The 9,497-nt window shown below is 51.3% G+C and carries 7 protein-coding genes and 1 riboswitch; of the genes, 5 read left to right on the top strand and 2 right to left on the bottom strand.

All coding sequences use genetic code 11. The features are described 5' to 3' along the window. Positions 1 to 26: 26 nt before the first annotated feature. Positions 27 to 2,225: an anaerobic ribonucleoside-triphosphate reductase gene (gene nrdD, locus M3200_RS02690; protein WP_022381998.1), complete on the bottom strand. Its 2,199-nt coding sequence runs from the start codon at positions 2,223 to 2,225 to the stop codon at positions 27 to 29. Between the two features lie 408 nt (positions 2,226 to 2,633). After that, positions 2,634 to 3,692, bottom strand: a complete 1,059-nt coding sequence (mnmA, locus tag M3200_RS02685; RefSeq protein WP_108850963.1) for a tRNA 2-thiouridine(34) synthase MnmA — start codon at positions 3,690 to 3,692, stop codon at positions 2,634 to 2,636. A gap of 319 nt (positions 3,693 to 4,011) precedes the next feature. Between mnmA and M3200_RS02680 the strand changes: the two genes are divergently transcribed. The 5 genes from M3200_RS02680 to M3200_RS02660 all read left to right on the top strand — a co-directional run bounded on the left by M3200_RS02680 (position 4,012) and on the right by M3200_RS02660 (position 9,441). Then, entirely contained in the window at positions 4,012 to 4,809 is a 798-nt protein-coding gene (locus M3200_RS02680) for an enoyl-CoA hydratase/isomerase family protein (RefSeq protein ID WP_022381996.1), read from the top strand. A 13-nt stretch (positions 4,810 to 4,822) separates the two neighbouring features. After that, positions 4,823 to 5,521 carry an alpha/beta hydrolase gene (locus tag M3200_RS02675; RefSeq protein ID WP_022381995.1) on the top strand — a complete coding sequence of 233 codons (699 nt, stop codon included), beginning with the start codon at positions 4,823 to 4,825 and terminating at the stop codon, positions 5,519 to 5,521. 39 nt (positions 5,522 to 5,560) lie between these two features. Continuing rightward, a riboswitch (Fluoride riboswitch) is annotated at positions 5,561 to 5,628 on the top strand. A 34-nt stretch (positions 5,629 to 5,662) separates the two neighbouring features. Then, a complete protein-coding gene (crcB, locus tag M3200_RS02670) occupies positions 5,663 to 6,049 on the top strand; it encodes a fluoride efflux transporter CrcB (protein ID WP_022381994.1) in 387 nt (128 codons plus the stop codon). Between the two features lie 322 nt (positions 6,050 to 6,371). Then, a complete protein-coding gene (locus M3200_RS02665; RefSeq protein ID WP_022381993.1) occupies positions 6,372 to 7,751 on the top strand; it encodes a hypothetical protein in 1,380 nt (459 codons plus the stop codon). Between the two features lie 349 nt (positions 7,752 to 8,100). Beyond that, complete coding sequence (locus M3200_RS02660; protein ID WP_022381992.1) at positions 8,101 to 9,441, top strand: anaerobic C4-dicarboxylate transporter; 1,341 nt, start codon at positions 8,101 to 8,103, stop codon at positions 9,439 to 9,441. Positions 9,442 to 9,497: the final 56 nt, after the last annotated feature.

The raw sequence follows: 9,497 nt of genomic DNA, 5'->3' as shown, positions 1-9,497 counted from the left end.
CAGACGCCGCCCTTCAGATATTCAGATTACAGGTGGAGGACTCTGTCCTTGATTTCCTGTGTACGGCCCTGGTTCCAGAACTGGGTGCCGATGTAGCCGCAGGTTCTTCTTGCGACGCTCATCTTGTGCTGGTCGCGGTTGCCGCAGTTCGGGCATTCCCAGATGAGTTTGCCGGTTTCATCTTCGATGATGCGGATTTCTCCGTCATAGCCGCATGCCATGCAGTAGTCGCTCTTCGTGTTCAGTTCTGCGTACATGATGTTTTCATAGATGTACTTCATGACGGTCAGGACTGCCGGGATGTTCGTCTGCATATTCGGTACTTCGATGTAGGAAATAGCGCCGCCCGGGGAGAGTCTCTGGAAGTCGGATTCAAATTTCAGCTTATGGAATGCGTCGATGTGTTCAGAAACATGGACGTGGTAGCTGTTGGTGATGTAGTTCTTGTCCGTTACGCCCGGGATGATGCCGAAGCGTTTCTGGAGGCATTTAGCGAACTTGTAGGTGGTGGATTCCATCGGTGTGCCGTATACGGAGTAGGAGATGTTTTCAGCAGCTCTCCATTCGGAGCACTTGTCGTTCAGTTTCTGCATGACAGCGAGGGCAAATTTTCTGCCTTCATCCGTTGTATGGGATACGCCGAGCATGCGGACGCACATTTCATAGAGGCCTGCATAGCCGAGGGAAATGGTGCTGTAGTTGTTGAAGAGGAGCTTGTCGATCGTTTCGCCCTTCTTGAGACGAGCGATAGCGCCGTACTGCCAGAGGATCGGAGCCACGTCGGAGACGGTGCCGAGCAGTCTTTCATGGCGGCAGCGGAGCGCTCTGTGGCAGAGTTCGAGGCGGTCTTCCAGGATTTCCCAGAATTTATCCATATCGCCGCCAGAAGAGCATGCCACATCGACGAGGTTGATGGTGACGACGCCCTGATTGAAGCGGCCGTAGTATTTATGCTTTCCGTTTTCGCCAAGGCCCTCGGTATCCGGGGTGAGGAAGGAGCGGCAGCCCATGCATGGGTAAACGTCGCCGTGCTTCAGGTTCTTCATGATCTTGGCGGAAATATAGTCAGGAACCATTCTCTTTGCTGTACATTCAGCAGCAAGTCTGGTCAGGTAATAGTACGGGGAATCATCATGAATGTTGTCTTCGTCGAGGACGTAGATCAGTTTCGGGAATGCCGGAGTGATCCAGATGCCCTTTTCATTCTTGACGCCCTGCATTCTCTGGCGGAGGACTTCTTCGATAATCATGGCCAGATCCTTGCGGGTACGTCCGTCCGGAACTTCGTCCAGGTACATGAACATGGTGACGAATGGAGCCTGGCCGTTGCAGGTCATGAGGGTGATCAGCTGGTACTGGATGGTCTGGATTCCAGATTTGATTTCTTCCTTCAGACGACGCTCCACGATCTTTTCGATGATGGATTCGTCCATGGATTCACCGGTTTCCTTGCGTTCAGCGATGACTTCCTTCTTGATCTTCTGGCGGCTGATATCTACGAATGGAGCCAGGTGCGCCAGTGTGAAGGACTGTCCGCCGTACTGGTTGGATGCTACCTGAGCGACGATCTGTGTCGTTACGTTGCAGGCAGTGAAGAAGGAATGCGGCTTTTCGATCATGGTCTGGCTGATGACGGTGCCGTTCTGCAGCATGTCTTCCAGATTGATCAGGTCGCAGTTATGTTCTCTCTGCGCATAGTAGTCAGCGTCGTGGAAATGGATGATGCCTGCTTCATGCGCCTTCACGATTTCTTCGGGGAGGAGCAGACGCTTTGTCAGATCCTTGGACACTTCGCCGGCCATGTAGTCGCGCTGGGTGGAATTGATGACAGGGTTCTTGTTGGAATTTTCCTGTTTGACTTCTTCATTGGAGAGGTCGATCAGGGAAAGAATGCCGTCATCGGTCGTGTTGCTCTTGCGGGAGATTTCTCTCTTGTAACGATAGCGGACATACTTCTGCGCTACTTCATAGCCGCGCATTTCCATGATGCCCGTTTCGACCATATCCTGAATGTCTTCGACATTGGCTGCGTGGGAGTAGCCTGCGATCTTGTGCGCAATGTTGTCTGCGACAGCGCGGATCTGGTAATCATTCATCTGGTGGACGTGATCGACTTCGTTATTGGCCTTGCCGATAGCGTTCACGATCTTGGTGATGTCAAAAGGTACTTCCTGGCCGTTTCTCTTAATGACATTCATCTTGACGTTCATTTCCATTTCTTCCATTCATAACACCCCTAATGCTTTCAAAATCCCATTTTTTCTTTTGTTTTCTCTATTTATATAAGTTTCTCATTCTAGTTAAAATAAATACAAAATATTGATAAGCGCACATAATGACGCACAATATCTTGTGCCGAAATCTATTCTACAACAACAGGCGGAAAAAGGGAATAGAGAAAAAGCCCTTCTTTTTATTTCTAATGTAACGTTCGGCGAAGCTCCTTTAAGAAAGACGCCGGAAACGCCTTCCTGCCGTGTGTTTCACAAGATATATTTCGATATGGAAAAAATTTATAGTGACTAATAAACCCATATAGAATAATCTGAAAATCCTTTTTAAAAGTCCGGGCAATGAAAAGATGACTCTCAAAAGAGAGTCATCTTCCATCCGGTATCCACAAGGGATGACTTTTAGAGCGCTCTGACGATTGTGCCGCCGCCCAGGAGGAGGTCGCCGTCATAGAAGACGACAGACTGGCCGGTTGTGACAGCGCGCTGCGGTTCATCGAACGTGACGACAGCGCGTCCGTCGTCTCCGACCTTCACGGAGCAGTCATGGACACGGACGCCATAGCGGATCTTTGCCTGGCAGCGGAACTCTTCCTGCGGGATCTTGTCGTCGTAGAAATGGAGTTCGTTGGCGAGAAGGCGCGTGCGGAAGAGATCTTCATTCGATCCGACGACGACTTCTCTCGTGTCAGGACGCAGCTCGATGACGTAAAGCGGCGTCCTGGCAGCGATGCCCAGGCCCTTTCTCTGGCCGATCGTATAATAAGGGATGCCCTTGTGCTGGCCGAGCACATGGCCCTTTTTGTCGACGATATTTCCTGGCTGGAACGCTTCCGGCGCGTGGTTCTCGAGGAATTCCACGTACGATTTCTCGCTGGTCAGGAAGCAGATATCCTGAGACTCTGCCTTGTTGTAAGTCGGAAGGCCCTTTTCCTTGGAAATAAGGCGCGTATCCTTCTTGAACGTGCGGCCAAGCGGGAAAATAATATGCGAAAGCTGTTCCTGGGTCAGGTGGTACATCATGTAGGACTGATCCTTGGCGATGTCCAGACCCTTTCTGACCTCAAACAATTCCGTTTCCGGATTGTAGACGATGCGCGCGTAGTGGCCGGTCGCAAAGTAAGGCGCGTCGAATGCCTTTCTCACTTCATCATAGAAGAGACCGAACTTCACCTTGAAATCGCACATCATGCAGGGATTCGGCGTCATCCCTGCTGCGTAGGACTCGATGAAATAATTGAGGACGAACTTCTGGTACGCCTCTCTCACATCGATGACCTTGAACGGAATCCCGATGAATTCCGCCATCTTGCGGGCGCCTTCGATCTCCTCGTCCTGCCCGTCAAACTGATACATGGTAGCGCCGTAAACCTCATAGCCCTGATCGAGCAGGAGGCGCGCGGTCAGCGTGGAATCCACGCCGCCGGACATCGCCACGACGACTTTCTTCTTTTCTGCCATAATAAAATCCTTTCTGAAAACCATCATTCCCGGAAGCATTTCCGGAGAAATCTCATCGGAGTGAAAGTCCGAAGGATGCGATCCCGTCATTTTTTCTGCTGCGCAGAGGAGACCGCCCGGGGCGGTGCGCCTTTGGAAAGAGAGACAGAGATACCTCATTATTATACCATGGGAAATCAAGAGTTCCTTCCTTTTTATATAGAGAAATGGAAATGAAAGAATCCCTCCGTGATATAATAAAAACAGTGAATCCAGTTGAGAAACCCGGAAGATCCGGGAATCATTTTTGGCAGATCTGCCATGACAGGAGGAAATATCCATGGACTATACGAGAATCAGGACAAAAGTCGAAGACGGCATTGAAACGATTACACTCGACTACCAGCAGACGCTGAACGCAGTCGATCTCACGATGGCACTGGAACTCGAAGATGCGCTCACCAAAGCTGACAAGGACGAAGAAGTGAAGGTCATTGTCATGGAAGGTGCAGGACGCGCCTTCAGCGCAGGCGGCGACATCCGCTACATGAAAGCGCACTGCGAGGAACCGGACTTTGCCACGAAATCCATGGCAGCCCTGGCAGGGAAACTGGCAGAAGACATCATCCATATGAAGAAACTTTCCAAGATCATCGTCTGCGCTGTCCACGGTGCATGCGCCGGTGGCGGAATGAACCTGGCACTGGGCGCTGACTATGTCATCTGCTCTGATGATGCCAAATTCATCCAGGCCTTTGCAGGCATTGCCCTCTGCCCGGATACGGGAGCTGTCTTCCTCCTCCCGAGAATCATCGGCGCCAACCGCGCCCTCGACCTCTTCGTTTCCGGCCGTCAGGTCAAGGCAGACGAAGCTCTTGCTATCGGCCTTGTCAAAGAAGTCGTTCCAAAGGAGAAGCTGGATGAAACCGTCCATGCCTTTGCCAAGAAACTGACCGAAGGACCGCTCCTTGCTTACCAGAATATCAAGAAGCTCATGTACATCAGCCTCTATCAGGGTTTTGAAGACTACTCCAAGCAGGAAGCAGGCCTCGTCGGCGAATGCTCTGCCAGCGAAGACTTCAAGGAAGGCATCACCGCATTCCTCGAAAAGAGAAAACCGCAGTTCAAAGGACGTTAATAGAAAGGAAATCATGAAGAAGGAATCGTTTCAGGAAGGACCATACCGGGTCACGCTCTACACGCCCGAAGTGAATACGAAGGGGATCTGCTACTTCATCCAGCCTGCCGATATTGCTTCGGAGAATGAAAGTCTGGCGGATAGGCTTGAAATCGCCATCGCTGCCATAGACGGCCTTGACTGGAGCAATGACCTTTCGCCATGGGAAGCGCCTGGCATCTTCAAAAGGGAAGGCGATTTTGGAGGAGGGGCCGACGTCTTTGAAAAATTCTTCCTTGAAACGATTCTTCCAGACACTGAAAAAAGAGCGGGTCTTGATAATCCCGAAAGGCAGCTCGTCGGTATTTCCTTATCCGGCATGTTTGCGCTTTATGCGGCCTGCCATACCGATGCATTCTCCGGCATCGCCTCCATTTCAGGGTCCTTCTGGTTTACAGGACTCCTTGACTATTACAGGAGCCATCCTTTGTCGCCTGCGGTCAGGCGCGTCTACCTGTCGCTCGGTGCCAAGGAACCGAAAACGAGAAGGGAACCATTGAATACGATTCTGGAAAGAACAGAGGATGTCCTTGGTATCGTCAGGGAGGAAGGAAAGGAAGCCATTCTCCAAATGAACCGGGGCGGACACTACGTCCATCGGGGAGAAAGGCTCGAAGAAGCGCTCCGCTACCTCCTCTCCGGCGCAGAATGGAAGGGCGAGTTCTCCCTTTAGTTGCAGGAAGCATCCACGCATGCTATAATGAGCTCACTTAAGAAAGACGGCGATGGAGTTCGCCGGGCATATGCCGAACGCTTCGCGCTGATGACTCCTGTCCCTTAACCGGGGCAGGAGTTTTTTGTTTAAGGAGACAACATGCAGAACTACTTATTCCCACTCTGGGTAGCCCTTGGAGGCGCCCTCGGTTCCCTCTGCCGCTACGGCACGACGATTTACATGGCAAGAATGGCAGGCACCTACTTTCCCTTCGGGACACTTGCCGTCAATGGCGCAGGATCCTTCCTGATCGGACTCTTGTCAGTCCTTCTTGTCAAAGCCTATCCCAATCCCGCCGCTGCCGCCTTCCTCATCACAGGCTTCCTCGGCGGCCTCACCACCTTTTCCTCCTTCATGAACGAAACCATGCAGTACCTCCAGGCAGGCGACATCCTCCAGGGCTTCCTCTACCTCTTCCTCCAGCTCGCCGGCGGCCTCCTCTTCGTCATGCTAGGGTGGTTTATAGGAACTAGGGTGTTCCTTTAGAAAAGGCTCCCCTACGGGGGAGCTGCCGCGTAGCTGTGCGTAGCGGCAGAAGGGGTGGAGTAAATAGAGTTAACTGGTAAGAACAGAAAGTGAGATTTGTTAGGGGAAGCTGCCGCGGAGCCTCACGCAGCGGCAGAAACATCATGTAATAGAGTTAACCGGTAAAAATGCTATTATATAATACTTATATATATGATATGCTTATCTACACTAAATTCAGCAAAAAAGCCTCGCGGAATTGACCGCGGGTCTTTTTTTATGACCGGTATCGGGTTACAATAGATGGATAGGGAAGGTTCTTTGGATGAAAGAAGGAATTCACATGAAAAAGAATCATTTAGCAATATGGGTGACAGCAGCCCTGCTTTCGCTGCCTTTTAGTTCTGCTTTTGCAGCAGATGCTGCCGATGCCACAGCTCCTGCCATGGAGCAGGAGATGCAGCAGGGACAGATGCCAGAAGGACAGCCCCCGGAAGGGATGATGCCGCCTGGAGGTTTCAATCCGCCAGGAGAAGTCACGCAGGGGACTTCTGCCAATACGATTTCCAAAAATGAAACCGTCAAAGGCGCTGTCTACATGTCCAAGGGAGACAATGAGAATGCGCTTCGGATTACGGGCGCAGACGTTTCTCTTGACCGCATCGTCGCAGAAAAGATATCGGGCGCTACGTCCAATACCGAAGCAGGCGATTTCTACGGACAGAACGCGGCCCTCCTTGCCACTGACGGTGCAAAGGTTTCCCTGAAGAATTCCTTTGTCACTTCAAATGCGCAGAACGGGAACGGCGTATTCAGCTATGGCAAGGGAACGAAGGTCTACGTCGAAGATACCGTCATCACGACGCACAAGGATAATTCCGGCGGCATCCAGACGACGGGCGGCGGATATACCGAAGCCAGAAATCTGACGATCGTGACCGAAGGAAATTCTTCGGCCGCTATCCGGAGCGACCGCGGAGGCGGCACGGTCATCGTGAAGGGCGGATCGTTCAAGACGGGCGGTTCCGGCTCGCCTGCCATCTACTCGACAGCAGATATCCGCGTGGAAGGGGCAGACCTCTTAGCCACATCTTCCGAAGGCGCTGTCATTGAAGGGAAGAACAGCATTTCCTTCAAGGATTCCACGCTCGACGGCCACATGAATGCGGTCTGCAAAATGGGTGACCGCACCATGACCGAAGAAAATGTCCACACTGTCATGATTTACCAGTCCATGAGCGGGGATGCGGAAAAGGGCCGCTCTGATTTCTCTATGGAAGGAAGCACACTCCATTCGAGAGCCGGCGACGTCATCTACGTGACGAATACGGACTGCAATATCAAGCTGAAGGATACGGAAATCACGAGCGATGATGCAGATGGCGCTCTCCTTTGCGTCGTCGGGAACAGCGCATCGAGAGGCTGGGGGAAGAAAGGCGCCAACGGCGGCAATGCGGACGTTCTCCTTGAAAATGAAAAAATTAAGGGAAACATCATAGCCGATGATATTTCGATGCTGAATCTTACTCTCAAGAATACCCGCTGGACGGGTGCTCTTTCCATTGATAAGAATGCAGCAGCCACGGATCCCAAGGGAACTGTCAATGTCAAGATCGATGAAGGATCCTCCTGGGTGCTCACCGGCGACAGCACTGTCACGACGCTTGAAAACCACGGCACCATTTTGAAGAATGGTCATACCCTGACTGTATTGAAAGCGTAAAAATCAAAAATAAAAGTACAAAGAAAGAGCTTTATTGGAGTCATTATTCTCCAATAAGGCTCTTTTTGGCTGCCCAAAATTTTTAGTGTATCGAAAGTAAGCGAAAATGAAAAATGGAAACTGTTTCCATGAAAATCAAAGAGATGGATATGAATATGGAAGGATAAAGGAGAATAAAGGAGATTTCATGTGCAGGTAAGTTCCGCATAGAGCAAGTATGGATGATAAAAAAGCATCCATAACATGAAATTCATGATTAAAGAGAATTTGATAAAAATTTTACATACGGTATACTATACATTATCACCCGAAGGAATAAGTATATTCTTCAATTCAGGAGGAAACAATTATGGAAATGTTTTTAGGATTTATGGTACTCCTTGCCTGCCTGTTCCTTGGAATCAAGCATGGCGGGATCGGATTGGCGGTCATCAGCGGCATCGGTCTGATGGCTTATACATTCCTTTTCGGATACAAGCCGGGCAGCCCGCCTATCGGCGTTATGCTGACAATCATGGCAGTTGTTACCTGCGCAGGCTTCCTGCAGACATCTGGCGGTCTGACCGTCATGCTGAAGTATGCGGAACGCTTCCTCAGAAATAACCCGAAGCATATCACGATTCTGGCTCCGGTCACCACATGGCTCCTGACTGTCCTCTGCGGCACAGGCCATGTCGTCTACACCATGTTCCCGATCATTTATGATATTTCCATCAAGGAAAATATCCGTCCGGAACGCCCGATGGCCGTTTCTTCCATCGCATCCCAGATGGGCATCTCTGCATCCCCGGTATCCGTTGCTGTCGTTTCCATCGTCGGATTCATGGCAGCTGCAGGCTATACCTACTCCCTGCTCCAGATTCTTGCCGTATCCATTCCGGCAACCCTGATCGGCGTCATCGCAGCTGCTCTCATGAGCTACAGAAGAGGCAAGGACCTCGCTGACGACAAAGAATTCCAGGAAATGATCAAAGATCCGGAACAGAAGAAATATGTGTACGGTGAAAACGAATCCCTGCAGGGCAAGGAACTTCCGTCTTCTTACTACCACGCTACCATCATTTTCCTCGTCGGCATCCTCTGCATCGCAGTCCTCGGCAATTTCCCGGATCTGCTCCCGCACTTCGCTGATGCCAAAGGCAAGATGAAAGCCATTTCCATGACAACCGTCATCCAGATGGTCATGCTCTTCGTTTCTTCGATCATCCTCTTCGTCTGCCACACCAAAGCCAAGGAAGTCGGCAACAGCCAGGTCTTCCGCGCAGGCATCGTCGCACTCGTATCCGTTTACGGCGTTGCATGGATGGCTGATACATACTTTGCCAACCACATGGCAGTCCTGAAGACATTCCTCGGCGCTGCTGTCACCGAATACCCATGGGCGTATGCGCTCGTCCTGTTCCTGACATCCAAGCTCGTCAATTCCCAGGGCGCAGCCGTTGCCATCGTCATGCCGATCGCTTTGAACGTAGGCATGGACCCGGTCATGGTCCTGTCCTTCATTCCGGCTTGCTACGGCTACTTCTTCCTTCCGACCTATCCGTCGGACCTTGCCTGCATCGGCTTCGACCGTTCCGGCACCACAAAAATCGGCCGCTTCGTACTGAACCACAGCTTCATGCTCCCGGGCCTCACCGGCGTGTTCACAGCCTGCGTTGCCGGCTTCATCATCGCTCATATTCTTTACTGATCAGCACCAATTTCAAAGGGGCGGGGACGCGGACAAAAAGTTGGACCAATTGACAG

This window comes from Dialister sp. CAG:357 (genome assembly GCF_000435155.1).
GTDB lineage: Bacteria > Bacillota > Negativicutes > Veillonellales > Dialisteraceae > Dialister > Dialister hominis.
This window is presented reverse-complemented; position numbering and strand designations above follow the sequence as displayed.